The sequence below is a fragment of the Granulicella pectinivorans genome (assembly GCF_900114625.1).
GTDB classification, from domain to species: Bacteria; Acidobacteriota; Terriglobia; order Terriglobales; family Acidobacteriaceae; genus Edaphobacter; species Edaphobacter pectinivorans.
The window spans coordinates 1,928,895-1,953,343 of sequence record NZ_FOZL01000001.1; the positions used below are offsets into that span (position 1 = coordinate 1,928,895).

General features: G+C 61.7%; 18 protein-coding genes. 8 read left to right on the forward strand and 10 right to left on the reverse strand.

Features of this window, described 5'->3' with window-relative positions:
* Positions 1–41: 41 nt before the first annotated feature.
* From BM400_RS07795 to BM400_RS07805, 3 genes are all read left to right on the forward strand, one after another.
* Complete coding sequence (locus BM400_RS07795; protein ID WP_089838204.1) at positions 42–1,034, forward strand: GRP family sugar transporter; 993 nt, start codon at positions 42–44, stop codon at positions 1,032–1,034.
* A 16-nt stretch (positions 1,035–1,050) separates the two neighbouring features.
* A complete protein-coding gene (gene rbsK, locus BM400_RS07800) occupies positions 1,051–1,950 on the forward strand; it encodes a ribokinase (RefSeq protein ID WP_089838206.1) in 900 nt (299 codons plus the stop codon).
* A gap of 125 nt (positions 1,951–2,075) precedes the next feature.
* Positions 2,076–5,339: a TonB-dependent receptor gene (locus BM400_RS07805; RefSeq protein ID WP_089838208.1), complete on the forward strand. Its 3,264-nt coding sequence runs from the start codon at positions 2,076–2,078 to the stop codon at positions 5,337–5,339.
* Positions 5,340–5,739: 400 nt separating this feature from the next.
* Here the strand turns inward: BM400_RS07805 and BM400_RS07810 are convergent, their stop codons facing one another.
* The 4 genes from BM400_RS07810 to BM400_RS07825 form a co-directional block, all read right to left on the reverse strand.
* Positions 5,740–6,936 (reverse strand): Gfo/Idh/MocA family protein, encoded by a 1,197-nt coding sequence (locus tag BM400_RS07810; RefSeq protein ID WP_141223843.1) that lies wholly within the window; start codon positions 6,934–6,936, stop codon positions 5,740–5,742.
* Between the two features lie 114 nt (positions 6,937–7,050).
* Positions 7,051–8,226, reverse strand: a complete 1,176-nt coding sequence (locus BM400_RS07815; protein ID WP_089838211.1) for an acetate/propionate family kinase — start codon at positions 8,224–8,226, stop codon at positions 7,051–7,053.
* Between the two features lie 36 nt (positions 8,227–8,262).
* On the reverse strand, positions 8,263–9,624 hold the full coding sequence (locus tag BM400_RS07820; RefSeq protein ID WP_089838214.1) for a TonB family protein: 1,362 nt from the start codon (positions 9,622–9,624) through the stop codon (positions 8,263–8,265).
* A gap of 94 nt (positions 9,625–9,718) precedes the next feature.
* The gene (locus tag BM400_RS07825; protein WP_175528921.1) at positions 9,719–10,690 is read right to left on the reverse strand and encodes a flagellar motor switch protein FliM; all 972 of its coding nucleotides are present in this window, start codon (positions 10,688–10,690) and stop codon (positions 9,719–9,721) included.
* 91 nt (positions 10,691–10,781) lie between these two features.
* On the opposite strand from BM400_RS07825, the gene BM400_RS07830 reads away from it, so the two are divergent.
* A complete protein-coding gene (locus BM400_RS07830; RefSeq protein ID WP_089838218.1) occupies positions 10,782–11,162 on the forward strand; it encodes a FliM/FliN family flagellar motor C-terminal domain-containing protein in 381 nt (126 codons plus the stop codon).
* Positions 11,162–11,416, forward strand: a complete 255-nt coding sequence (locus BM400_RS07835) for a FliM/FliN family flagellar motor switch protein (RefSeq protein WP_089838220.1) — start codon at positions 11,162–11,164, stop codon at positions 11,414–11,416. Before BM400_RS07830 ends, BM400_RS07835 begins: the two co-directional genes overlap by 1 nt.
* On the opposite strand, the gene BM400_RS07840 is transcribed toward BM400_RS07835, so the two are convergent.
* The 3 genes from BM400_RS07840 to asnS all read right to left on the reverse strand — a co-directional run bounded on the left by BM400_RS07840 (position 11,413) and on the right by asnS (position 14,002).
* On the reverse strand, positions 11,413–12,000 hold the full coding sequence (locus BM400_RS07840; protein ID WP_089838222.1) for a hypothetical protein: 588 nt from the start codon (positions 11,998–12,000) through the stop codon (positions 11,413–11,415). The two genes, BM400_RS07835 and BM400_RS07840, sit on opposite strands and share 4 nt — an antisense overlap.
* Entirely contained in the window at positions 11,993–12,196 is a 204-nt protein-coding gene (locus BM400_RS07845) for a hypothetical protein (protein ID WP_089838224.1), read from the reverse strand. Before BM400_RS07845 ends, BM400_RS07840 begins: the two co-directional genes overlap by 8 nt.
* 483 nt (positions 12,197–12,679) lie before the next feature.
* The gene (gene asnS / locus BM400_RS07850) at positions 12,680–14,002 is read right to left on the reverse strand and encodes an asparagine--tRNA ligase (RefSeq protein WP_089838226.1); all 1,323 of its coding nucleotides are present in this window, start codon (positions 14,000–14,002) and stop codon (positions 12,680–12,682) included.
* A gap of 169 nt (positions 14,003–14,171) precedes the next feature.
* Between asnS and BM400_RS07855 the strand changes: the two genes are divergently transcribed.
* Together BM400_RS07855 and BM400_RS07860 are read left to right on the forward strand one after the other, a co-directional pair.
* A complete protein-coding gene (locus BM400_RS07855) occupies positions 14,172–16,040 on the forward strand; it encodes an acyltransferase family protein (RefSeq protein ID WP_089838227.1) in 1,869 nt (622 codons plus the stop codon).
* Between the two features lie 27 nt (positions 16,041–16,067).
* Entirely contained in the window at positions 16,068–17,132 is a 1,065-nt protein-coding gene (locus BM400_RS07860) for a glycoside hydrolase family 76 protein (protein ID WP_089838229.1), read from the forward strand.
* A 57-nt stretch (positions 17,133–17,189) separates the two neighbouring features.
* Here the strand turns inward: BM400_RS07860 and BM400_RS07865 are convergent, their stop codons facing one another.
* Positions 17,190–18,047, reverse strand: coding sequence for a sugar phosphate isomerase/epimerase family protein (locus BM400_RS07865; RefSeq protein ID WP_089838232.1), 858 nt, complete (start codon positions 18,045–18,047; stop codon positions 17,190–17,192).
* Positions 18,048–18,150: 103 nt separating this feature from the next.
* Between BM400_RS07865 and BM400_RS07870 the strand changes: the two genes are divergently transcribed.
* Positions 18,151–18,867: an SGNH/GDSL hydrolase family protein gene (locus BM400_RS07870; protein WP_089838234.1), complete on the forward strand. Its 717-nt coding sequence runs from the start codon at positions 18,151–18,153 to the stop codon at positions 18,865–18,867.
* Between the two features lie 76 nt (positions 18,868–18,943).
* Here the strand turns inward: BM400_RS07870 and BM400_RS07875 are convergent, their stop codons facing one another.
* Positions 18,944–22,177, reverse strand: a complete 3,234-nt coding sequence (locus BM400_RS07875) for an outer membrane beta-barrel protein (RefSeq protein WP_175528922.1) — start codon at positions 22,175–22,177, stop codon at positions 18,944–18,946.
* Between the two features lie 417 nt (positions 22,178–22,594).
* Positions 22,595–24,379 (reverse strand): gamma-glutamyltransferase, encoded by a 1,785-nt coding sequence (gene ggt, locus BM400_RS07880; protein ID WP_245781746.1) that lies wholly within the window; start codon positions 24,377–24,379, stop codon positions 22,595–22,597.
* Positions 24,380–24,449: the final 70 nt, after the last annotated feature.

The following is a 24,449-nucleotide window of genomic DNA, read 5'->3' on the forward strand; positions in this document are numbered from 1 at the left end:
TTGAAAGGTTTCACGGTGGAGTAGTCGAAAGGTCGTTTGCGATGTATCAGCCTGAGCAGTACGGAGTGGTTCTGGCGTTCATGGTTGTCAGCATGGTGTGCTGGGGATCGTGGGCGAATACGCTGAAGCTGTGCCCCAAGTTTCCCTTTCCGTTGTTTTACTGGGACTACACGATTGGCCTGGTGGTGGGTGCACTGGTGTGGGCGTTCACGCTTGGCAGCATGGGTACGAGTGGCGTTCCGTTTCTCGAGGACCTGGGCAAGGTTGGGCTTGCGAGTATCGTGTGGGCGGCGGCGGGTGGAGCGGTATTCAACGTCGCCAACCTCCTCTTGGTGGCTGCGATCGACATCGCGGGCATGGCGGTGGCGTTCCCCATCGGCATTGGGCTCGCGCTGGTTATTGGATCTGCGGGAGGCTACTTGCTTGCTCCCGCAGGCAACCCGAAGCTTGTGCTGGGCGGTGTGGTGCTGGTGGCCGCGGCGATCGTGTGCGATGCGATGGCGTACCGGCAACGCTCCGGCGGAGCAGGCAAGGTTCAGACCCGCGGCATCGTTGTCAGCTTGATCGCGGGCGCGCTGATGGGGACGTTTTACCCGCTGGTGACACGGTCGATGTCCGGGCCGGGCTACATCGCCGGGCCGTACACCATTGCATTTCTGTTTATCTGCGGCGCGGTGATTTCGAACATTCCTGTAAACCTGATTCTGATGAAGAAGCCGGTGAATGGAAGCGCGCCACTGTCCATGTCGGAGTACTTCGCCGCACGGCCTGCGTGGCATTTGTGCGGCATTCTTGGCGGCATCATCTGGGCCACGGGTGGTGTGGCCAGCTTTACGGCGTCGCGTGCGCACTCGGTGGGGTCGGCGGTGTCGTATGCTCTGGGACAGGGCGCGACGATGATCTCGGCGATCTGGGGAGTCTTTATCTGGCACGAGTTTGCGGGTGCCTCGTTCAAAGCGAAGATGTATCTTGCGGCGATGTTCGTGTTGTTTGTGCTGGGGCTTGGTGCTCTGGCGTTGAGTCCGATTTATTGATTGTCTGGGAGCCTGGATGAAGCCGATTGTTGTCGTGGGAAGTATCAATTCGGATCTTGTTGTAACGACGAAGCACCTGCCGCTAAAGGGCGAGACGATCACCGGGCGCACGTTCGATACGTATCAGGGCGGCAAGGGTGCAAACCAGGCTGTGGCGGCTGCGAGGCTGGGCGCGAAGGTCGCGATGATCGGCAAAGTTGGGTCGGACTCGTTTGGGTCGGAGTCGATCCGCCAGCTCGAGGGCCACGGCGTCGACTGCTCGCATGTAGGCATCGAATACGGGCCTTCGGGAATCGCGGTGATCACGGTAGCGGAGGGCGGTCAGAACACCATCGTGGTTGTTCCGGGCGCGAATGGCGCGGTATCGAGCGAGTTCATCGCGACGAAGAGGACGGTGATTCGTGAGGCGGGGCTGGTACTCGCGCAGTTGGAGATTCCGCTGAGCGCGGTGCTGACGCTTGCGGAGATCTGCCGCGAGGAAGGCGTGCCGCTGATGCTCGATCCAGCTCCGGCCCAGGATCTTCCGGCGGGTCTGATGGCACTCTGTGAGTGGTTCACGCCGAACGAAACTGAAGCGGAGTTCTATATGGGCGGAGCGGCTGTTTCGAGTGACGGCATGGTCGCGGAACTGCGCGGGCTCGGGGCGCGTAACGTGGTGCTGAAGCTGGGAGAGCGTGGCGCGTTGATCGATGTGCTGGATGGGGATACGTATTCCATCGATCCGGTTGCAGTGCAGGCGAAGGACACGACGGCGGCGGGAGATACCTTCAATGGCGCGCTCGCCGCGGGTTTGAGTGAGGACATGGGGATCGCGAAGGCAGGCGCGTTTGCCGCCAGGGCCGCCGCACTTTCGGTAACTAAGCCGGGTGCGCAGGCGTCGATGCCGACGCGTGCTGAGGTCGAGGCGATTTTGTAACGAAGAAATGTTTTGACACGCGGCAGGTCCCATACTATTCTCCGTGAAACGAACAATGAAAGGTTTCATTCGGCTGATCCTGCCAGATTGAGCTTTTCAAATGAAAGCTTTCATGGAGAATCCATATGACTACCGCACGCTTCCAGTTCTGGCTCTTCCTTGTCGTTCTCATACTCTCGGGCTCTGGTTTGAATGGAAATGCGCAGTCCTCCACCGAGGGCGCGATTGCTGCAACGGTCATGGATGCGCAAGGCGCATTTGTCGCAGGGGCCGGCGTGGTCGTCCATAACAACGGAACGGGCGCCGAGATGAAGGCGCCGGCCAATGCGCGGGGATATTTTCGCTTGGGGCAGCTTGCTCCGGGAGAGTATACGGTCAGCGTGGCGGCTCCTGGCTTTGCTGGGTATTCAGCCGCGCATGTGATGGTGCAGGTGGGTGTGATTACAGAACTGCGGCCTGTGCTTGGCGTTGCGGGCACCTCAGCGGTGGTGGATGTGACGAGCGCCGGCAGCGCGGTCAATACGGAGAGTTCGGACTTCACCGCGAATGTGAATCAGACCGTGATCGACAGTCTGCCGATCAACGGGCGTCGCTGGTCGAACTTCGCGGTGCTCACGCCGGGTGTGACGTCCGATTCGACCGGCTTCGGGCAGCTCAGCTTTCGCGGTATGGCGTTGACGCAGAACAACAACACGGTGGATGGCGCTGACAACAACCAGGTCTTCTTCGCGCAGGAGCGTGGAGGCACGCGCGCCGGCTACTCGACCACGCAGGCCGCGATCCAGGAGTTCCAGGTCAACAACTCCAACTATTCGGTGGAGTATGGGCGCGCTGCGGGCGGAGTCGTAAATACTGTAACGAAAAGTGGCGCAAATCAACTCCATGGCGAGTTGTTCTTCTATGACCGCGACAACGGATTCGGTGGTGCGACGAATCCCTACACTCTGATCACGACGCAGGCCGCGACCGGTGCGTTTGTCAGTGCGCCGCAAAAGATCAAAGACTGGCGCAAGCAGTTCGGTTTCGGCGTTGGCGGGGCGCTCCTGCACGACCGCCTGTTCTGGTTCTATGCGTTCGACGACTACAAGAGGAACTTCCCTCTGGTGGCACAGGCCGGCAGCCCGAACACGTTCTTTGCGGCTGCCGATGCCGCTTTGCCTGCAGGCAAGGCGTGCGGTGGAACGGGGGCGGCTGCTCCTTCCACGGCGGATGCCGCGGCCTGCACGCTGGCGACTAATCTGGCGACGACCTATGCCGGCGGCTCGGCGCAGTATAACGCTGGTCTTGCCGGTCTGCTGACTGAAGTTGGCATCGTGCCGCGACACGCGGATCAGGTGATCAACTTTCCGAAGCTCGACTGGATCATCACGTCGTCGCAGCACTTCAGCATCGAATACAACCGGCTGCGCTGGGCATCGCCGGGGGGCGTTGCGACTACGTCCACCGCAACCTCGCAGGGCACGAACAACATCGGTAACGACTACGTGAAGGAAGACTGGGCGGTTGCGAAGCTGCAGAGCGTCCTGTCGCCACGCATGGCGAATGAGCTGCGCGCGCAGTATGGGCGCGAGCTCGACTACCAGACCGCGCAGACGCCTCTGCCCGCGTTCGAGAAGCCGTTTGCGAATAACGTCTTCGGTTTGCCGCCGCAAGTATCCATCGCAAGCTCGACCGGCTTTGCGCTGGGCACGCCAAGCTTTCTGCCTCGCGCAAACTATCCTAATGAGTTCAAGACGCAGTTCGCCGATACCGTAACGCTCGCGCGTGGCCGTCATACCTTCAAGGCCGGCCTCGACATTCTGCGCACGCAGGATAAGACCAACTTCGAGCGCTCAGCCTATGGCGTCTACACCTATGCCTCAGCGGCTACCTTCCTCTCCGACTACTACAAGCCCAACTCCTGCGCCGGCCTGCCTTGTTATGCGAGCTTTGTGCAGGCGTTCGGGCCGCTTGCCTTCGACTTCACGACAACCGACTACGGCTTCTTTGCCAGCGACGACTGGAAGGTTACGCCGCGTCTCACGCTGAACCTCGGCGTGCGCTATGAGTTTGAGCGGCTTCCGCCGGTGCAGGCAGGGCTCAGTGTTGGAGCCGCTCCTGGAGCGGGTTTTGTGCCCAGCGACAAGAACAACCTTGGGCCTCGCGTTGGCTTTGCGTACGATGTCTTCGGCAACGGCAAGACGGCGGTGCGTGGCGGCTACGGTCTTCTGTATGGCCGCATCCTGAACGCGACCATCTACTACGCACGGACGAACACTGGTTCACTCGCTGGGCAGACGAGCTATACCTTTACGGCCTCGACGGCAGGCGCACCGGCTTTCCCGAATGTCTTCGCGAGCACGCCGAATGGCACGGCTTCAAAACCCAATGCGTTCTACTTCGACACCGGCTACCAGGCTCCGCAGGTGCACCAGATGGACCTGACGGTGCAACAGGATCTTGGCTGGAATACCTCGTTCTCGGTGACCTATCTCGGCAGCCTCGGACGGCAACTGCCGAACTTCGTCGATACCAACATCGATACGACCAACACCGCAAATGTAACGTACAACATTACAGATACCACGGGCGCGGGCCCTATCAAGAGTGCGTACAGTTCCATTGTCTATACCGCCCGTCTCAATAGCAGCTATGGCTCTCTGACGCGTGTCTTCAGCGGTGTGACCTCGAGCTATCATGCGTTGTCGGTGGCGTTGAATCATCGCTTGTCGCATAACCTGCAGGTGATGACGAACTACACGTGGTCGCACGCGCTGGACTATGGACAGAACTCGTCGACCTCGAACGATGTGAACGATCTGCTTGTGCCGACGACGCTGAAGTTCGACTACGGCAACTCCAACCAGAACGTGCCGAACCGGTTTGTCTTCGCGGCGGTGTACTCCGCGCCGTGGAAGTTTGCGGGCTGGAGGGGGTATCTGCTCAACGGCTTCCAGATCGCTCCTGTCTTCCAGGCGCAGACCGGGCTGCCGTTTTCGCTCACAACGAGTGGCACGCCGACCTTCTTTGCCACGGGCGCGACGAAGGCGACCACCGGCATCGGCGGCAGCGTGAATGGCTCGGGCAACAACCAGTTGCGCACCCTGATCACCGGGCGCAACCAGTATCACTTCCGGAACGATCAGGTGCTGGATACGCGGCTTTCGAAGAGCATCACGTTCGCGGACAAGTATCAACTGGAGTTGCTGGCCGAGGCCTTCAACTTCCTGAATCATGTCAATGTGACCGGCGTGAACACGGTAGGCTATACGCTGACGGCTGGGACGGCGGCTACTCCGAACACGGCTGGGATGACCTACAACTCGGCCTTCGGGACGACCACCGCAGCGAACAACAACAACGTGTACAGCCCGCGGCAGATGCAACTTGCGGTGCGGTTGCACTTCTAGACACTCCCCCTCCCCAAGATTGTCAAAGTCTTCAAAAATAAGGACTTAGATCTGGACTTCTCCAGGAGTGACGACGAAGGGCCCGGCAGCAGCCGGGCCCTTCGTCTCTATTTTAAATGATGGGTTGAAACTGATGGTTCATGGGGAAGAGTCCTGAAATGAGCGAATTAGGTCGTTTCGGGGGTTGACACACGATTTTGCGGGGTTGCAGGGTTTATTTGAGACAGCTACCCGCCCTTCACTTGGCTGCTTCCGCTGGCGTGGATCAAGTTTGTTTTGCAACGCGCTTGGCTCGCGCATCGTCGGACTGTCGTGGATGGAAGATGGCGGGGTGCGCAGATGTGAACAGAAAAGGCCCCGGGTCATACGAAAGATGTCCGTCCCGGGGCTGTTGCTCTGCTTAGGCTTTGATGGTTACGTGCTTGGCGGCCAACTGGGCTTTGATGACCAGTTCGGCGGCAAGCAGGGCCTGGGTCTGATCCTGCGCGATGTGGGTCCGGTTCACGCAGTCGGCTACGAACTGCGGGCCGAAGGGGAGCGGCACGTTGTTGCAGTCGATGTAGCGCGACGAGTCCTTGTCGACGATGAACAGGTTGTTGCCCGACTTGTTGACGGCAACGTTGGTGTACTTGCGCACCTCGATATAGCCCTGTGTGCCGAGGATGAACAGGCGTCCATCACCCCATGTGCCGAGGCCATCGGGCGTGAACCAGTCGAGCCGGACATAGCCGAAGCCCTTATCGCCGCGAAGGACCATGTCGCCGAAGTCCTGGAACGCGGGGTGTCCAGGGTGGTTGATGTTTGCGACCTGCGACTCCACGATCTCAGCCGACGTGGAGCCGGTGTAGTAGAGGAACTGCTCGACCTGGTGCGAGCCAATGTCGCAGAGGATGCCGCCGTAGAGCTCCGGCTTCCAGAACCAGTCGGGCCGTTTCGAAGCACCGCCAGCGAACTTGTCGCCGCTGGCTCCCTGCTCGATCTGGTGGGGCGCGATGTTGATGGTCTGGATCACCTTGCCGATCGCACCTGCGCGGACGAGCTCACCGGCCTTGATGGCACCCTTCACCTCGAGCAGCTCGGAGTACATGATGCCGTAGATACGTTTGGTCGACGCGATGGTGGCGCGTATATCGGCGAGGTCGGCGAGCGTGGTGATGCCGGGCTTGTCGGAGAGATAGTCCTTACCGTGCTTCATCACGCGGACTCCGCGTTGGGCGCGGTGGCTGGCAACGGTGGAGGAGAGGACGAGCTGGATGTTGGGATCGTCGAGGATGGCCTGTTCGCTCATCACCTGCTTCACGTCGGGGAAGCGTGACTTGAAGAGCGCGATCTTGTCCGGCTCCTCGCCGAACCAGGCGACCAATTTACCGCCTCCGCGCTGGATGGCACCGACCATGCCGTAGATGTGATCGTGGCTCATGCCGCAGACAGCGAAGTTGAGCGTCGCGGTCGGGGCAATGTCCTGTGAGGGCGCGACGGTCTCGTGGATGATATGCCCCTCACCAAACGACGAAGCGGGGAGGCTTGCGAGCATGCCTGCTCCGAGACCGGCGGTTTTGAGGAAGGCGCGGCGGTTGACGGCGTCGATCTTATTCATGAAAGCTCCTGTGAGGCTGCCGGATCAGTCTAGATGCTCTATGGTACGGATGTCATGCTGCGGATTTATGGTTTGGAAAACTCTTATCTCGGGCGGATGCGGAGCGGCAGAGGCTCAGAGTGTTTGGGCGCACTCGTAGGCAAGTTGCAGCCCCTCTTCCACTTTCATGGACCATGCCTGCAGCAGAGAGGCTTCGCTGTGCAGGGGGTTGTCGCCGGACGTGGCGCTTCCGTTCCTGATTGGATCGAAGTGCAGGCCAAACGGAGCGAGGCCTGCAGCGATACCGGCTCGCACCTCGGGCGTGTTTTCCCCGATGCCTCCACCGAAGATCACGGCCTCCGCCGGTGTGCCGGTGGAAGCCAGGACGGCAAGGTAGGCCGCTACAAAGTGCAGGGCGCGGTAGGCGAACAGCTCCAGCGCGAACTTTGCGGCGGGTTCGTCGCTTTTGCGCAGGATGCGCGTGTCCAGCGAGATGCCCGATAGGCCTTGGAGACCGGACTTCTTTTCGAGGATGTTGAGGGCGTCCTTGGCGGATAGGTTGAGCTGCTTCATCAGGAAGGGGAGGATGGCGGGGTCGACGGAGCCCGACCGCGTACCCATCATGAGACCTTCGAGCGGAGTGAAGCCCATGGACGTGTCGATGGAGCGACCGTTGAGGATGGCGCAGGCGGAGGAGCCGCTTTCGAGATGGGTGGTGATGAGGATGCAGTCTTCGGGGCGCTTGCCGCGCAGGTGGGCGTAGCGTTCGAGCTGGAAGCGATGTGAGAGGCCATGGAAGCCGAAGCGGCGGATACCGAGGTGATCGGCAAGGGCGCGGTCGATGGGATAGCGCCATGCGATCTCAGGGAGAGTGTGGTGGAAGGCGGTGTCGAAGGCTACCGATACAGGGAACTCGCCGTGGAGCGCATCCATGACCTTGAGCGAGTTGGCGTTGTGGAGGGGGGCGAGGGGCTCGCGGCGCTCTATTTCGGCTCGAACATGGCTGTCGTAGGGGACGGCTTGGGTGAAGGTGTCGCCGCCGTGGACCACTCTGACTGCGGCGAGTTCGAATGTGCGATCGGCGAGGGCTTTGAGGGATTCCTGGGTTGCGGCGGTGAAGTCTTTGAAGTCGCCTTCTATCTCGCGAGTCCGGTCGCCCTCTGTGAGGACGAGTGTGGTGGGCTTGCCGATGTTGTCGATGGTTCCGGAGAGGAGTTTCTTTGCTTCGGCGGCGTGGGTCTGGTGGGGGGACACGTCGACGAGGTCGAATTTGAGAGAGTTGCTACCGGGGTTAAGGGCCAGGACGATCATGGCAGGTTGGATGTCGGAAAGGGGGAACGGGGTGGGTCAGGGGAGATGGAAGGCGAAGACGGTGATGACACTCATGGAGTTCGGTTCTCCGTCTTCCATGTTGGGACGGTAGCGCCAGCGTTGGGCGGCTTCAAGCGCAGCCTCCCGCAGCAACGGGGGGCCGCTGATGACACGGACGGAGGCGACGTTGCCCTGGGGGTCGACGTGGGCCTGGACCTTCACTTCTCCCTGGACATGAGCGTCAGAGGCGGCCTGGGGGTAGGCTGGCACGGGGCTGTAGAGGACGCTGGAGGCACCCGCTCCCAGGGTAGTGGCATGGATCGTGCTGTTGAGGGTGCCTGGATTCAGCTCTGCCCGCTGCTCCGGGGTTCGGCGCTCGAGACGAGGAGGCTGGGTGGTGAGGGCGATGTGACTGCGGTCCGACTCCGAGGAGTTCGCTGCGGCCGGAGCAGGTTTAGGCGTGGTCTTGGCTATTGCTGCTGGATTTGGCCGTGGCGGGGGAGGTTGGCTGGTGGCGGGGTGTGGGGGAGCGGCGGCGGTGAAAGGAGGCGCTGGCGCGGGGGAAGCTGTGGCGACGTGTGATCGGGCGGGGAGATGCTTCTTGGCGGGGTGATGGTGAGCGGCGGTGGTGGGGGGCGCGGGTATCACCTGGGGGATGGCTGGAGACACGGTGGCACTGGGGGCGGGGGTCGGATTTGCTTCTTTTGCGACCGGTGCGGGGCTGAGTTCAGGAGTGGTTGAGGCTGATCGGTACAGTGCGGCGCGGAAGTGGTAAAGGCCGACGGACAGAGCGACGAGGACGCACACGGCAGCAATCCAAAGGACTGGCCTTCGCGCGTTCTCCGGTTCTTCGTTGTCGAGAGAGGAGAACCGGATCGGTGACGTTCTGGTTTGCCAGACGCCGTTTTCTTCTTCGCGTGCAATCGCCAACTGGGCTGGATGCGCCGGCGGCACTGGCGCGATGAAGACGGGAGGGGGGTGGACGGGCTGAGTTTGACGCAGAGGCACTGGATCGACGAGGGATGGAACGACGGCGTGGTCCGTTCCCGGGCCTGCGCCGTGGTCGAGGGCGCGCCGGGCTTCCATCACAAATTTGAGAAGGGCGTGGGCATCGTCTTCGTGCGCGTGGGCTGCGAACTGTGGACCGGCAGAGGCAATGGCCAGTATGCCCAGGAGGTCGGCGTAGCTGATCGTGCGGTCGGCGAGATGGATGACGACCCAGAGGTGGGAGGTGAGATCACGATGAAAGGCGCGGTCGCGCTGGAGGCGAAGGACGATGGCCGGGAGGGATTGCTCCGTTGCCGGCACGGAGCCAGCCTTGAGGAGGAAGTCGCGCAGTTCCGCGATCTCACTGGGATAGCGGTCCGACACCTCTTGGAGTTGCAGTGGCTGCAGCATGCTTAGATCGTATCTCTCCTGCCGTGCCCTTCTCGACGAGGCTACACGATGAGACACATTAACGCAGCGAAAATTGATGCCCAAGACGTGGTGGCTAACGCTGCGGGAGCGACGGGGGGTGTGGGCGGATGAGTTTGGCGGCGATGCGCTCGTCTGCGAGCATGGGCTGCGCCTCCCAGAGGGGCCCGTCGGACATGCCGAGGAGGCATGGGGTGGTGGTGGGGAGTGAGGATTCGAGGAGCTGGCCGGGTTGCAGGTTGAGGATTTCGGAGGCGAGCACCTTGAACGGCGGCAGGCGTAGCGTGGTGCGGACGCCGAGGGCAGCGATGCGGTCCTGGAGGAGTTTGCGGGTGGCGGGCGGCTGGACGCGTTCGTGGTCGCGGCGGTCGACCTCGCGGAGGAGAGCGGAGGCGATGACGGTGGCGAGCGCGATCTGGAGGGAGCCGGTGCGGTCGCCGACGTGGACCTCATACGTGAAAGAGAGAACGTACTCGGACTGGGGGTAGAAGCGGCGGGCGTGAATGGGGACGACGCGTCCGTCGTAGAGCGCCTGGAGGCCGAAGGGCGCCCACATGAGGTTCATCTCAGTGCAGACGATGCCCATGAGAATCTCCATGATGGCGGTGTCGATCTGGGTGAGTTCGCGTGGGGTTCGGGTGGGGGGGATGGTGGTGAGACCGCCGAGGGCGAGGTGGACGAGGGGCTCTACGAGGGCGAGGTCCATGGCGATGAGGGACCGGGCGTCGGGGGCGCGGAAGCGCGACTGGGCGAGGTAGGAGGCGTCGAGGTCGATGGTATCGAGGAGGTTGTGGTAGAGCGAGCGCTCGGTGGCGACCATGGTGAGGGTGACGGGCGCGTTGAGGCGCGCGGACAGGGTGATGCCGAGGGACTGGGAGAAGATCTGGTTGACGGAGACGAGCATCTGCATCTGTTCGGCGGAGATGGAGGCGCGGCGGCCGAAGTTGATGGCGTTGGATTCTGGGGCGGCGGCTCGGGCGGCCTCGGCTTCGGCGGCGGCGGCGCGGAAGAGGTTGTTGATTGCGTTTTGGTCCAGTTCTTCGGCCATGTCGAGGGGGAAGCATTTTGTCTGCCAAACGGGTGAGGGAGTTCTTAGACAGGTCTGAGAGGTTTGGCAGGGGAGTTGCATAGGCAGGAGTATGAGCGACGAGATGAGGCTTGGGAACGAAGACGCGGCGTGGCCGGCGAATGGGCTGGATACGTCGGAGGTGCGGAGGATGGCACTGGCTTTGCAGGGGGAGGCGGTGCCTGCGCTGGGGAGTCCGCTCTCGAAGGAGCGATGGGGAGCGTATGCGGAGGTGGAGGCGAGGCTTTCGGTGGAGGTGCCGTTGCCGAGGATGTCGCTGAAGGAGCTGCTGGCGATGAAGCCGGGGACGCTGCTGCGCTCGGACTGGCAGATCTCGCAGGACGTGTCGTTGCGGGTGGGGGATGTGTTCCTGGCGTTTGTGAGCTGCGAGCCAGCGGGGGACAGGCTGGGGGTGAGGATCAACGGATTCGATCAGACGGCGGGGGCTCTGTGATGGAACATGCGCTGGAGGATCTGTCGGTTGATGCGATGCTGCGGATCGGGGCGACGACGCTTCCGCTGCGGAGCATTCTGAATATCAAGGTGGGCGAGGTGGTGGCGCTGGACCGGCCTCTGGTGGGGACAGTGGAGGTGATCGCTGGGGGACGGACGGTGGCTACCGGGGAGTTGGTGCTGGTGGATGGGTGCTTTGCGGTGCAGGTGACGGAGGTTTCGGGGATGTCGATGCATCTGCCGGGGGAGGGCTAAACGCGTGGGTCGAGGTGCATATCGGGCACGCGGAATACGCCTTTGATGCAGGCGGGATTGCGGACAGCGATCTGGATGTGGTTCTTGGTGCCGAAGGCGGAGCCCTCGTAGAGGAGTGGTTGCTCGATGAAGATGCCTTTGACAGTGTCGAAGGCATGGCGGCCTTCTTCTTTGCGGATCCAGTGGAGATAGTTGAGGACGGCGCAGTCGCGGTCGTGAAGGAAGAGCTCCGGGCGGTTCTTCGGTATGGTAGAGTCGGCCTGTTCGAGGGCCGACCGAAGGCGGAGAAAGGCGGACCCAGCTTCCCGCAGTCCTAGGCTTGTGGTCAGGTCGAGACAATATCCCAGATCGATGACAGCTCCGATGACGGCTGGCGTCTCGATCTGATCGGGACGCCGAGCCGCAGTTTCGGTGGCGAATTCCAGACCGCGAAGGGGGTTGGCTTCCCAGAAATAGATGCCGGTGCCCAGCCAGTCGTACTGATTGGTTGAGGGAAGGAAAGGCTCGTTGCGCAGAAGCCTCTCAGCGACTGCGGCGTCGCAGCCATGATAGCCGAGGATGAATGAGGCCGATAGGTTATGCAACGCCGCGGTAACGCTCGCTCAGTTGGCCGTCGGGATCACAGATTCCTGCATCGACGAGGTCTTGAAGCGCGGTTTCTTTGGAGACCATGATGCGCGCCATGTGAGCGTCAGCAGCCTGCTCCCAGTCGGCGAGGTGGGCGCGATCAGCATCCGTCATGAGAAGAATGCGCTCGAATTTTTTCTTCGGCTCTGCCATAGAGAAATTATACGACTGGGCGTCAAGAGATTAGAGATTGCGCCCGAGAGTTTCACGGACCCGTGTGGAGAGGTGGAAGTAGAAGTAGATGAGCAAGACTGAAGCCAGGTTTGTGGCGGAAGAGATGAAGTTTTGCATGTAGAACTCGGACGGCATACGCTCGCTCAGGCTAAGCACGCCCAAATATATCTGGAAACAGGCATGTAGCGTGCGAACTCCGAGCATAAGCTGGAGACCGCGAAAGGCGTATGGTGATTTGGACCACGTCAAGAATCCGCTCGCGAAGACAGCAAGGAGCAGAAAGACGTGAATGACAGTTATGAGGAGATCACAGGGTAGGAAAAGGAACGGATGACAAGTGCTGGTTGGACGATTGCGAAAAGGATGCAAAAGAAAAGCAGCCAGCCTCGGACCGGGGTGGGCGGGGGCTGGCTTTCATCAATGCGGTTTGGGTCGCCTTGCTGTTCATAGCGATTCATCGGGCTAAGGATAAATGCGGTTGAGGGTACGGGCGAAGGGGATAGTTTCGCGGACGTGGTCTAGGCCGCAGATCCAGGCCACGGCGCGCTCGATGCCCATGCCGAAACCTGAGTGTGGGACGGAGCCGTAGCGGCGGAGGTCGAGGTACCACTCGAAGGCTTCGAGGGGCAGGTTGTGGTCGAGGATGCGCTGGCGGAGGAGGTTGTACGAGTCCACGCGCTGGCTTCCGCCGATGATTTCGCCGTAGCCCTCGGGGGCCAGCACGTCCACGCAAAGAGCCTTTGTCGGATCTTCGGCGTCGGGCTGCATGTAGAAGGCCTTCACCGCGGCCGGGTAACGGTGGACCATCACCGGGCGGTCGTACTGGTTGGAGATGTAAGTCTCGTCGGGTGAACCGAAGTCGTCGCCGTAGGTGTGACGGTTCTCGATGAGGCCCTTTTCGAAGGCGTCTTCGAGCATCTGGTGGGCTTCGTCGTAGCTGATCTTGGGGAACGGGGCCTGGATGGTCTCGAGCTTGGTGACATCGCGGCCAATGACCTTGAGGTCGGCCTGGTGATGCTTGAGGACCGTCTGGACGATGTGCGAGATGAAGTTTTCGGCGAGCTCCATGAGCTCGGGGAGCTCGCAGAAGGCGACTTCCGGTTCGATCATCCAGAACTCGGTCAGGTGACGGCGGGTTTTGGATTTTTCGGCACGGAACGTCGGGCCGAAGCTGTAGACCTTTCCGAGGGCGAGGGCGGTGCTCTCGATGTAGAGCTGGCCGGACTGCGTGAGGTAGGCCTTCTCGTCGAAGTAGTCCATCTCGAAGAGCTCGCTGGTGCCTTCGCAGGCGGCGGGCGTCAGAATTGGCGGATCGGTGCGGGTGAAGCCGTTGGTGTCGAAGTACTCGGCGGCGGCGCGCATGATCGTGGCGCGGACGCGCAGGATGGCGGACTGGCGGGGGGTGCGGATCCAGAGGTGGCGGTGCTCCATGAGGAAGTCGACGCCTGCTTCTTTGAGCTGGATGGGGAAGGGGGTCTCGTCGGCGACGCGCTGGATGACTTCGACGTTCTCGACGTCGATCTCGTATCCGGAGGGTGCGCGGCTGTCGGCGCGGACCTTGCCGGTGACGATGACGCTGGACTCGAGGGTGAGGCTCTTCAAGGTCTCGAACACTTCTTCGGGGACGGCGGCCTTGGGGACGATGCCCTGGATGGTGCCGGAGCCGTCGCGGAAGATGGGGAAGAGCAGCTTGCCCGAGGCGCGGAGGTTGTAGAGCCAGCCGCGGAGGGTGATGGTCTGGCCTTCGTGGGAGCCAATGGTGGCGATGGTGGTTAGGTTTGACATAGCCTTGCTAGTTTACTGCCTGTCCTGCCGGACGGGCCCGCTGTGCGCGGGGCGGGCGTTCACATGCTTTTTTACTGCTTCGCGTGGGCCTTCCGTTGGTCGGCGTGGAATTTTGTTCTTGACCAACGGTTCTGCCGCAGGCGGCAGGACAGGCTGGTAGACTCGCCGGATGGCGCGGGGCTACAGACCGGATGTGGATGGGTTGCGTGCGGTGGCCGTACTGCTAGTGGTGGGGCGGCATTTGCGGGTGAGCTGGCTGAGCGGCGGGTTTGTCGGTGTGGATGTCTTTTTTGTGATCTCGGGGTACCTGATCAGCTCGATCATCATGCCTCAGATTCTGGATGGGACGTTCTCGCTCACAGGCTTCTACGAGCGGCGAATCCGTCGCATCTTCCCGGCTCTGGCGGTCATGCTCGCGGTGTCCTCTCTGCTCGCGTGGAAGTATCTTCTTCCGTCGGAGATGGTGGGGTATGCGCGGTCGATGGTTGGAGCCCTGTTCGGCTTCTCGAACGTGGTCTTCTGGAACTGGGTGGGTTACTTCGACGGGCCGAACGAGCTGAAGCCTTTGCTGCATACCTGGTCGCTGGGCGTGGAGGAACAGTTCTACCTGTGCTTTCCTCTACTTCTTCTGGCGGGCCGGCGGTTGGGCGTGACGGCCTTCAAACGATGGGTGTGTGGGTTGACGGTCGTGAGCTTCGTGGCCGCATGTGGCATGACGCTGTATCTGCCCTCGGACGCCTTCTACTTCGCTCCGTTGCGCGCCTGGGAGCTTCTTCTCGGCATCCTCGTCTCGCAGGCCTACGTTCCTTCGATCCGCACCAGCGCGGGCCGCAATGTTGCCGCCTGTGCAGGTCTTGCGATGATCCTGGCGACGGGCCTGCTCTACACCGCGAAGACCTCCTTTCCCGGCCTCGGAGCCTTGCCGCCATGCCTGGGGGCGGCGCTGATCATCGCGGCGGGTGAGACAGGCACGTCGTTTGTCGGGCAATTCCTTAGCCTGCGCCCCATGGTCTTCGTCGGTCTCATCTCCTACTCGCTCTACCTGTGGCACTGGCCCGTGCAGGTCTTCTATGACTACGCGCACCTGCTGACGGGAAGGCACGAAGATGACTGGCGCGCCGTCGGCTTCGTCTTCACGATCTCGTTTGTGGTGGCCGTTCTCTCCTGGGCATTTGTCGAAAGGCCAGTGCGCGCGGGGCGGCTTTGGCCTTCGCGGGGGAGGCTATTTCTTGGTAGCGGAGCGTTCGCGGGAGTGGCCCTTCTGCTTGCGGCGGGTGTTGTCAGGAGCGAGGGTGCGCCAAAGCGGTTCTCCGCTGAAACCGTCGCGATGGCCCGGTATCTGGACTATGACAACCATGACGAAGATCGTTGGGGGCGATGCGCGTTTGGGCCTCTGCTGACCACGGTGTCGATGCTCGATCGGACGGCCTGTCTTCCTTACTCGGAGGGCAAGAAGCATCTTCTTCTGGTCGGCGATAGTCACGCGGCGCATCTCTGGCCTGGGTTTGCCGCTGTCTTTCCGGAGTTCGAGGTGTCGCAGGTCAACATGTCGGAGTGCCCCATCCTCGCCGGGATGGATACTGCTCCCAAGGCATGCGGAGCGATGTCGCGCTTCATCTTCGAAGACTGGCTCCCGCACCATCCTGTGGACGCGCTGCTGGTCTCGTATCGTTGGACCGAGGGCAGCCTGCCGGATGCGGAGGCGCTGGTGGCCTACGGAAGGGCGCACCATGTGAACGTGATCTTGTTCGGTCCCAGTGTGGAGTACGCTATCGCGTTGCCTCGTCTGCTGGCCATGGGCGCGGATGCTCACGAGCAGGAAGTCGGATGGCCGCGCGCGATGGACCTGCGGATGAAGCAGATGGCGAAGGATCGCTGGGGCGTGGAGTACATCTCGTTCTTCGACGATGTCTGCGCGGGAGGCTGTCCAGTTTACGCTGCGCCCGGGATGCCGATGGGCTTTGATGCGAACCACCTGACCGCAGCCGGAGCGAAGGTGTTTCTCGCGGACGTAAAGACGAGCGGGGAGATTCGTTAGGATGATCTTCGGAACCGGAGGGATTTCATGCGTCGTGGACTTTGGCTTATTTTGGTGCTCCTTGCCAGTGGAGCGAGTGGTTTGGCACAGAGCGATACCGCGCGTGCGACGCAGAGCATCAAGACCCTGCAGGGCTGGTACGACACGCCCTCTGGTCTCTACAAGACCACGGGCTGGTGGAACTCTGCCAACGCCACCACGACGCTGGTCGACTACAGCCGCGTCTTCGGATCGAAGGAGTATTTGCCGGTTCTCACCAACACGTTTGTCATGGCACAGAACAAGTTTCCTGGCTTCTTGAACGAGTACTACGACGATGAGGGATGGTGGGCGCTGGCGTGGATCGACGCATATGACCTGACCGGGAACAAGGCGTATCTGGCGATGGGGGAGTCGATCTTCGCGGACATGGCGGCGTCCTGGGATGACACCTGCTCGGGTGGGATCTGGTGGAGCAAGGAGAAGAAGTACAAGAACGCGATTGCGAATGAGTTGTTTCTCTCGGCCGCGGCGCATCTGGCGAATCGAGTCCCCGGGAAGAAGGATGAGTATCGCAAATGGGCGGACCGGGAGTGGGCGTGGTTTGCGGCTTCGGGGATGATCAACGAGAAAGGGCTGGTCAATGATGGGTTGACGATCGATCCCGCCACGAAGGTCTGCCGCAGCAATGGGCAGAAGACGTGGAGCTATAACCAGGGTGTGGTGCTGGGTGGGCTGGTTGAGCTTGCGCAGATAAATCCGGACGCGTGGCTGAAGGCTTCGGCGAAGAGGATCGCTCTGGCGGCAATTGCGGGACTTTCGGATCAGGACGGTGTGATGCGGGATGGGTGCGAGCCGGCGAAGTGCGGAGAGGATGCTACGCAGTTTAAGGGCATCTTCGCGCGAAACCTGGGGGAGCTGGATAGGACTCATCCGGAGGAGGCGTATGAACGGTTCATCAGACGGAACGCGGATGCGGTCTGGGGAAAGGCTCGCGGCGAGGGCGGGGTGTTAGGGGTCGACTGGGCGGGTCCCTATGCTGCGGGGGATGCTTCGACGACGAGTTCGGGGCTGGATGTGTTGGTGGCCGCGCAACAGTCGGAGAAACGGTAGTTTTCGAGGCGACATCCCACATCTCAGCAGCGAGATGTGGGATGCCCGACTTTTCTGCTAGGCGCTTGCGGCGTCTTCTAGGCTGCGGATGGTGTCGAAGGTGGCTGTGAACTTCGTCACGATGGTGTCGATGTCGAGGGGTGGGTCGTGGGCGATCTCGACGATGGCGGGGACGTTGGTGGGGAGCTGCGGCAGGACCTTGGCCCAGTCGATGCCTCCCTTCTCCATAGTAAGAGGCCACAGGTGCTGGTCGGTGTTGGCGTCGTTGTCGTGCAGATGGAGGGCACCGATGCGGGGTTTGATGAGCTTGAGGGCGGGCTCGATGCCGTCGAGGGGCTGGTTGGGTGCGAGGTGTGCGTGGCCGAGGTCGAAGGCGATGTTGACGGAGTCGAAGTGGCCGATCTTCAGGATGCTCATCAGGTGCGCGGGCGTGGCCACGTCGTTGTAGAGGTTTTCGATGAGAAGTTTTACGCCGAGGGGGCCAGCGAAGGCCTTGAGGTGTTCGACGGTGGTGAGGCAGTGCTCGAGGATGGTGTCGTCCCAGGCGTCGTGGTTGAGGCCGAGATGCAGCGTCAGGGTGGTGAAGGGGATCTGTTCGGCGGTCTCGAGGGCACGCTTGATCTCGTCCTGGGCCTCGATGCGCCGAAACTTGTCGGGCGCGACGAGGTTGAGTGTGGGCGCGGAGTGGCGGGTCCAGCGGGATTCGGCGTCGGTGGGCTGGTGCAGGCTCGGCTTGATCTCGCTGGAGCGGAACCAAGCTGCGATCTCCTTGACGGCGTTGCGATCGGTGTAGTCGAAGTGGTTCCGTGCGGCAAAGAGTTCGATGTGACGCGCGCCGGCGGCGGCGAAGGCGTCAAGGTGCGTGGGGTGCAGGCGCTGCTGAAGAAGAACGTGAGACGAGATTCCAAGTTGCATGGTGATAGGGGTCCGGTGTCGCTAGGGATTTTGCTTGTACCGACAGGATAGCGGATACGCGAGATCGGTTAGACTGGCGACGATGTTTTTCGGAGGATTTGGGATGACGCGAAGGATGTTGCTTGGGTGTGTCTTGATGGTGGGTGTGGGAAGTGCGTTCGGCCAAACGGCTCCAACGGCGGCACCGGCTCCGGTGGCGGCTCCGAAGCCAAACCCGGACTGGGCGCAGCTGGGACGGTACAAGGACGCGAACGCGACGCTGCCGGCGCATGAGGCTGGCCGCGTGGTCTTCTACGGCGACTCGATCACCGACGCGTGGGCCAAGGATCCGGCGGTCTTTTTCCCCGGCAAGCCCTTCGTCGGTCGCGGTATCAGCGGTCAAACGACTCCGCAAATGCTTGTCCGGTTCAGGCAGGATGTGATCGATCTGCATCCCGAGGCTGTTGTGATCCTCGCCGGGACCAATGATGTCGCGGGCAACACCGGGCCGATGACGGTGGAGCAGACGGAAGAGAACTTCATGTCGATGGCCGAACTCGCCAAGGTGAACCACATCAAGGTGGTGCTGTGTTCCATCATGCCGGTGCTGGACTATCCATGGAGGCGCGGCATGGAGCCGTCGCCGAAGATCCAGGCGATTAACACGTGGATGAAGGCGTATGCGAAGAAGTCAGGATTCACCTATGTGGATTACTACTCTGCCATGGACGATGGCACGGGAGCGGCGAAGGCAGGGCTGACGAAGGACGGTGTTCATCCCACGGCAGAGGGCTATACGCTGATGGAACCTTTGGCGCTGGCTGGGATCGCGGCGAAGTAGACAGAAGCTTTACGGTAGAAAAAGAACCCCTGCCCGGTGACCTGGGCAGGGGCTTCCAGTTTGAGAAACACCTTCGTTAGAAGATGATCTTCACGCCGAACTGCGCGTTGAAGGGTTCGCCTGCTCCGATGCCGGGGGCTCCGTTGTAGTCGCCGATGGTGTCGAAGAGGGTTGCGCTGCCGTTGGAGGGGTCGAACTGACCGTTGGGCAGCGAAGCGAAGCTGACATTGGGTGGCGCGTAGTTGATGCGGTTGAAGGTGTTGAAGAGCTCGGCGCGGAACTGGAGGGTGAGGCGCTCGTAGATCTTCGTGTTCTTGAAGACCGAAAGGTCAACATCCGAGTAGCCAGGGCCGTAGTACTGGTTGCGTCGCTGCGAGCCGAAGGTGCCGGCGGCGGGCAGGACGAAGTGGGAGAGATCAATCCAAGTGGCGTTGGGCTTCTGTCCCTGGATGCCGGTGGTGGCCTTCGATACCTGGTTCAGGCGATCGAGGCCTTCATTGGTTCCGCTGTTGTCGAGGCCGGCAAAGATCTGGAACGGCTGGCCGCCGTGGAAGTTGGCCAGCGCGTTGACCTGCCATCCGCGTGTGAGCAGAGGAACGTGGATGGAGCCTGGAATCTCATAGCTCGCATAGGCGGTGAAGTTGTGGCGGGTGTCGTAGTCGGAGTTTCCGTAGTCGCCCTTGAAGTTGGTGCTGTCCTGCGGGAGGGTGCCGCGGTACTGCGAGACCTCGTCGAGATTGTGCGCCCAGGTGTATACGGCCTGGGTGGTGATGTGGTGCCAGCCGTTGATGCGGAGCTGAGCCTGCAGCGAGTTGTAGTTGGCCGTGCCGATCGAAGAGATCTGGTTGATGTTGTTGTACTGGCCGTAGGTGCTGAAGTAGGGGCGTGTCTGCTGGCGCAGGAAATCGTTGGCATAGACACCGCCGGGTTGCTGGCTGGCCGATGCCGTCTTCGCCTGGTTGATGTCGAGGAGGCTGAGCAGGTGACGAGCGCTCGAACCGACGTAGCCGACCTGCGCGATGGTGAACTTGTTCAGCGTGCGCTCTACATTGAGGCTGTAGTTCTCGTTGTACGAGGGACGGAAGTTAGGCGCGACTGAGAAGACGCCGCAGGTGGAGGTGGGAGCGCAGGGGTAGCCGATGGAAGAGGGGAAGATCGGAACGCCGGACTGGATCGCGACCTGCGCGGCAGGATTGGCGCTTACCGAGTAGACCGGGTTCGGGCCTCCGGGGTTTCCTTCGACGCCGTTGGGGGCCTGATTGCCGGGACGGTTGTCGAGGAAGGGATTCAGGTTCGGGGTGTCGGCGTACCAGCCATAGGCGAGGTGAACGACGGTGTTGTCGTCGAGCGAGTAGCTGGCTCCGATGCGTGGGCTGATGTTCTTGTAGTACTTGGGATAGAGCGAGTCGATCTGCGCGCCCTGGAAGGCGAGGCCCTGGGTGGAGGTCAGCTCCGGACGGAAGACGGACATGTCCTTCAGGCCGTCGTGGAGCGGGCCTTCATAGTCGTAGCGGATACCGTAGTTGACGTTGAGCTTGGGGCTGAGCTGCCAGGAGTCGCCGGCATTCAGGAACCAGGTGTTGACCAGCACCTTGCGCTCGGGGTCGCCGATGGTGATGTTGGCGGCGGAGGATTGACCGGCGAGGAAGTCGGCGAGGGCGTTGACGCGACCGGAGCCGCTGCTGACGCGGCTGCCATCGAAGGTGAAGGATCCGGTGGCGTGGCGGTGGTAGAACTCGTCAAGGCGGGCATTGCGGTATTCGCCGCCGAAGCGGAACTGGTGCTTGCCCTTCACCCAGGAGAGTTGGTCGGTGAGGTGTCCGGTGATGTCGTTACGGCCTTCGGGAGGCGTCAGGCCGACGGGATCGAAGCCCTTGATGGTGATGTTGGGCGCGTTGGGGAAGGTGGCGCCGGTGACGAAGCCGATGCTCTGCACATTCTGGTTGGTCTGGTAGTCGTTGAAGACCTGGTTGAAGTAGTTGACGCCTGCGAGGAGCTGGTTGGTGATGGAGTTGGAGATGACGCGGTTGTAGACAATGGCGATGTTCTGCACATGGATTGGAGCAACCTCGTAGTAGGCGAGCAGTTGCGAGCCAACGGGCGCCACCTGGTTACCCTGGCCGACGAACCAGTGGGCGCTGAGGGTGTCCTTGGGGGTGAGGTTGTAGTCGACCTTGGCGAGGCCGTTCCAGCTATAGCCGAACTCGGGGTCGGAGGAGTGGAAGTTGTTGACCGTGCCGACGGTATCCTGCGCGAGCACGCTCGATCCCCACAGGGTGTTGAGAACGTTCTGCATGACCGGGTTGACGGCGACGTTGTTGGCGGCCAGGAGCGCCTTGGCCTGATTCTGCCAGCCGATGGAGGGCTCGGTCGCGGTGCCGGACTGGCCGATGACGAAGCGCTGATGTTCGAAGGTCAGGAAGCCGAATAGCTTGTCCTTGATGAAGGGGCCGCCGACAGAGAAGCCGGTGTTGTAGTTACGGACCTTCTGCTTGGTGTCGGAGAAGGGGCTCTTGGCACCGAAGAGTTCGTTGCGATTGAAGTAGTAGACGGTTCCGTGAAGGGAGTTGGTTCCGGCGCGGAGCGTGAGGTTGACGGTGCCGCCTGGGTTGCGGCCGCCTTCGGGGCCGGACTGTGTCTGGGCGGAGAACTGGTCGACCGCGTCGATGGGCAGGATGATGCCGGCGATGCCGGAGACGCCGCCCTGGTTGACGGCGGGGACATTGTGCCAGAGGTCGTTGTTGTCGACGCCGTCGATCTGCCAGTTTACCTGGTTGGCGCGCGTGCCGTTCAGCGATCCGAAGCCGCCGCCGGAGTAGCCACCGAAGCCGGGGCTGAGGGAGATCATCTGGGTGAAGTCGCGTCCGTTGAGAGGCATGTCTTCGACGGTTTTGGCGTCGACGACTGTGTTTTGTGTGACGGTGGTGGTGTCGAGCGCGATTGCTGACGCAGTGACCTCGACGATGGTGCCGGTGCTCGAGAGGGCGAGCTTGACCGGGAGGGTATAGATGGATCCCGCGGAGACGGCGATCTTGTCGTACTTCGCGGTGGAGAAGCCGGCGAAGGTGACGGTGACGGAGTAGTTGCCGAGAGGGAGATCCTGGAAGAGGAAGTCGCCTGAGGAGGAGGTCACGGTATTGTGGGCTACGCCGGTGGCGACGGCGGTGGCGACGACCGCAGCGCCCGGAATACCAGCACCGGAGGGATCGAGGACTGTACCGTTAATGCCTCCGCGGAAGGTTTGCGCGGAGAGTACCGATGCTGTGGCGAAGAGCAGTAACGCCAGAAGAATTTTGGGGATGTTTCTCATAGATGGTCTCCGAAAAATGAGGCAAAACGGGGTTATCTCCGCACAAGGGGAAGATGTGCGGACGCAAGGGGGCATCGCCCTGTTTTGGGCGAAGCTCAATCTGGTTGTGAAGCGAACCTTGTTACGTGTTGCCGGACCGTGAGTTTGTACAGATGTTTAGCGAAAACACTGCGCTGGGAGGCGCAAAGTCTTGTGGAAACAGGAGTTGAACTATGGGTCCATTGGCCGGCATAAGCGGGATGGTGAGCCGCCGTAGCTGAGACCGACGGCCTGGCAAGGGCCTGAAAACCGTCGATTGGGACAAGGATTTGAACCAACGTAGAGGAGATCTGTGAAGATTGCAAGAAAAAAGTTCATAAGAAAAGGCCCCGGCCAGACAGGGTTCTGTCGCGCCAGGGCCTTGGATGGCTTGAGGATTTAGTATCCGGCGGCTTTGCCGAAGTGTCTCCGCTGATCCTGACCGCCGGTGAGAACCCCGGTCTTGGGGTCGATGGCGATGAGTTCGGAGTCGCCCCACACGCCGGAGGTTTTCTCGTCGAACTCGGCCGCCTGATTCACGACATAACCCTCCGCCTTGAGCTGTTCGGCGACGGTGCGGGGGAACTTCTTCTCGAGGTCAAGGCGATCCGGCAGGTACTGGTGATGAAAGCGGGGTGCGTCGGCGGCCTGCTGGACCGGAAGGCCATTGTCGAGGATCGAGATGATGTCGTTTGCGACGGTGGTGATGATCGTCGAACCGCCGGGTGAGCCGAGAACGAGGATCAGCTTACCGTCCTTGAGAACCATGGTTGGGGTCATCGCCGAGAGCGGACGCTTGCCCGCCGCGATGGAGTTGGCCGGCCCCTGGATGAGACGGAACATATTGGGCACGCCTACCTTGGAGGTGAAGTCGTCCATCTCGTCGTTGAGCGCGAAGCCGAGGCCGTTGCCGGCGGTGATGCCCGCGCCGAAGAAGGCGTTCAGCGTGTAGGTGCTGGAGGCTGCGTTGCCATCCTTGTCGACGACCGAGAAGTGGGTGGTCTGGGGCGACTCATGCGCGGGCAGGACGGCGGGCGGTGGAGGCAGGAAGCCGGCCGGGCGCTTGAGCACATCGGACGGTGTGGGTTTCACCGGATCGATCGAGGCACGCCATGCGTCGGCGTACTTCATGTCGGCCATCTGGGCCAGGGGCATGGTGTTGAAGTCGGGATCCCCGAGATAGTCGGAGCGATCCATGTACGCGCGGCGGAAGGCCTCCGTAATGATGTGGATCTGGGCGGCGGAGCGGTCGGGCCCAAGCTTGGGCAGGTCGTACGTGGAGAGGATGTTGAGGATCTCGACGAGGACGATGCCACCCGACGACGGCGGCGGGGAGGTGATGATGTCGTAGCCGTGGTACTTGCCGTAGATCGGCGTGCGGTCCTTCACCTGGTACGAGGCGAGATCGGCCTCTGTGATGAGGCCGCCACCGGCCTGGACGAAGGCGGCCAGGCGTTTTGCGATGTCGCCGTGATAGAAGTCGTCGGGGTGCGTGGCGATGATGGTGAGGGTCTTGGCGAGTTCGGGCTGTGCGAAGGTCTCGCCAGGTTTGTAGAAGTCGCCGTTGCGTTGATAGATGCGGTGGGACTCGGGGTCCTTTTCGATGTACTTGGTCTGAAGAAACTTCGTCTCTTCGGCCGACAGGACGAAGCCGTTGGTGGCCAGCCGGATGGCAGGGGCCATGTCCTGCGCGAGCGTGAGGCGGCCGTAGGTCTTCTGGGCGTAGGTGAGTCCGGCAACTGTGCCGGGAACTCCGATGGCCTTGTAGCCCGAGGTGGACATGCCCTTGATGACGTTCTTGTCCTTATCGAGGTACATGTCGGCGGTGGCTGCGCCGGGGGCGCGCTCGCGGTAGTCGAGGAAGTGGGCCTCGGGCGTCTTGAGCAATTTGCCGTGCTTGTCGGTGCGCATGCGGACGAGCATGAAGCCGCCGCCGCCGAGGTTGCCGGCCACGGGATAGGTAACGGCGAGGGCGAAGCCTACGGCCACGGCCGCGTCCACGGCATTGCCGCCCTGCTTAAGGATCTCGAGGCCGGCGTCGGAGGCGTCGTGCTGGATGGTGACCACCATGGCGTGCTTCGCGGTCGTGGGGGTGTAGGGAGCTGCTGTCTGCGCAAACAGAGGGACGGCGAGGGAGACGAGGACCAACGGGAGGGGGCGACGGATGGCGGCGATCGAGATCACTCGGCTTGGACCTTCTTGGAGTGGATTTCCCCTGTGGGGTGGGTGTGTTTGGAGGATAGCGTATCTGGAA

What these genes read in the sequence shown, in the direction of transcription:
- BM400_RS07795 (WP_089838204.1), top strand. Translation starts at nt 42, where the DNA reads ATGTATCAGCCTGAGCAGTACGGAGTGGTTCTGGCGTTCATGGTTGTC.
- rbsK (WP_089838206.1), top strand. Translation starts at nt 1,051, where the DNA reads ATGAAGCCGATTGTTGTCGTGGGAAGTATCAATTCGGATCTTGTTGTA.
- BM400_RS07805 (WP_089838208.1), top strand. Translation starts at nt 2,076, where the DNA reads ATGACTACCGCACGCTTCCAGTTCTGGCTCTTCCTTGTCGTTCTCATA.
- BM400_RS07810 (WP_141223843.1), bottom strand. Translation starts at nt 6,936, where the DNA reads ATGAATAAGATCGACGCCGTCAACCGCCGCGCCTTCCTCAAAACCGCC.
- BM400_RS07815 (WP_089838211.1), bottom strand. Translation starts at nt 8,226, where the DNA reads ATGATCGTCCTGGCCCTTAACCCCGGTAGCAACTCTCTCAAATTCGAC.
- BM400_RS07820 (WP_089838214.1), bottom strand. Translation starts at nt 9,624, where the DNA reads ATGCTGCAGCCACTGCAACTCCAAGAGGTGTCGGACCGCTATCCCAGT.
- BM400_RS07825 (WP_175528921.1), bottom strand. Translation starts at nt 10,690, where the DNA reads ATGGCCGAAGAACTGGACCAAAACGCAATCAACAACCTCTTCCGCGCC.
- BM400_RS07830 (WP_089838218.1), top strand. Translation starts at nt 10,782, where the DNA reads ATGAGCGACGAGATGAGGCTTGGGAACGAAGACGCGGCGTGGCCGGCG.
- BM400_RS07835 (WP_089838220.1), top strand. Translation starts at nt 11,162, where the DNA reads ATGGAACATGCGCTGGAGGATCTGTCGGTTGATGCGATGCTGCGGATC.
- BM400_RS07845 (WP_089838224.1), bottom strand. Translation starts at nt 12,196, where the DNA reads ATGGCAGAGCCGAAGAAAAAATTCGAGCGCATTCTTCTCATGACGGAT.
- asnS (WP_089838226.1), bottom strand. Translation starts at nt 14,002, where the DNA reads ATGTCAAACCTAACCACCATCGCCACCATTGGCTCCCACGAAGGCCAG.
- BM400_RS07855 (WP_089838227.1), top strand. Translation starts at nt 14,172, where the DNA reads ATGGCGCGGGGCTACAGACCGGATGTGGATGGGTTGCGTGCGGTGGCC.
- BM400_RS07860 (WP_089838229.1), top strand. Translation starts at nt 16,068, where the DNA reads ATGCGTCGTGGACTTTGGCTTATTTTGGTGCTCCTTGCCAGTGGAGCG.
- BM400_RS07865 (WP_089838232.1), bottom strand. Translation starts at nt 18,047, where the DNA reads ATGCAACTTGGAATCTCGTCTCACGTTCTTCTTCAGCAGCGCCTGCAC.
- BM400_RS07870 (WP_089838234.1), top strand. Translation starts at nt 18,151, where the DNA reads ATGACGCGAAGGATGTTGCTTGGGTGTGTCTTGATGGTGGGTGTGGGA.
- BM400_RS07875 (WP_175528922.1), bottom strand. Translation starts at nt 22,177, where the DNA reads ATGAGAAACATCCCCAAAATTCTTCTGGCGTTACTGCTCTTCGCCACA.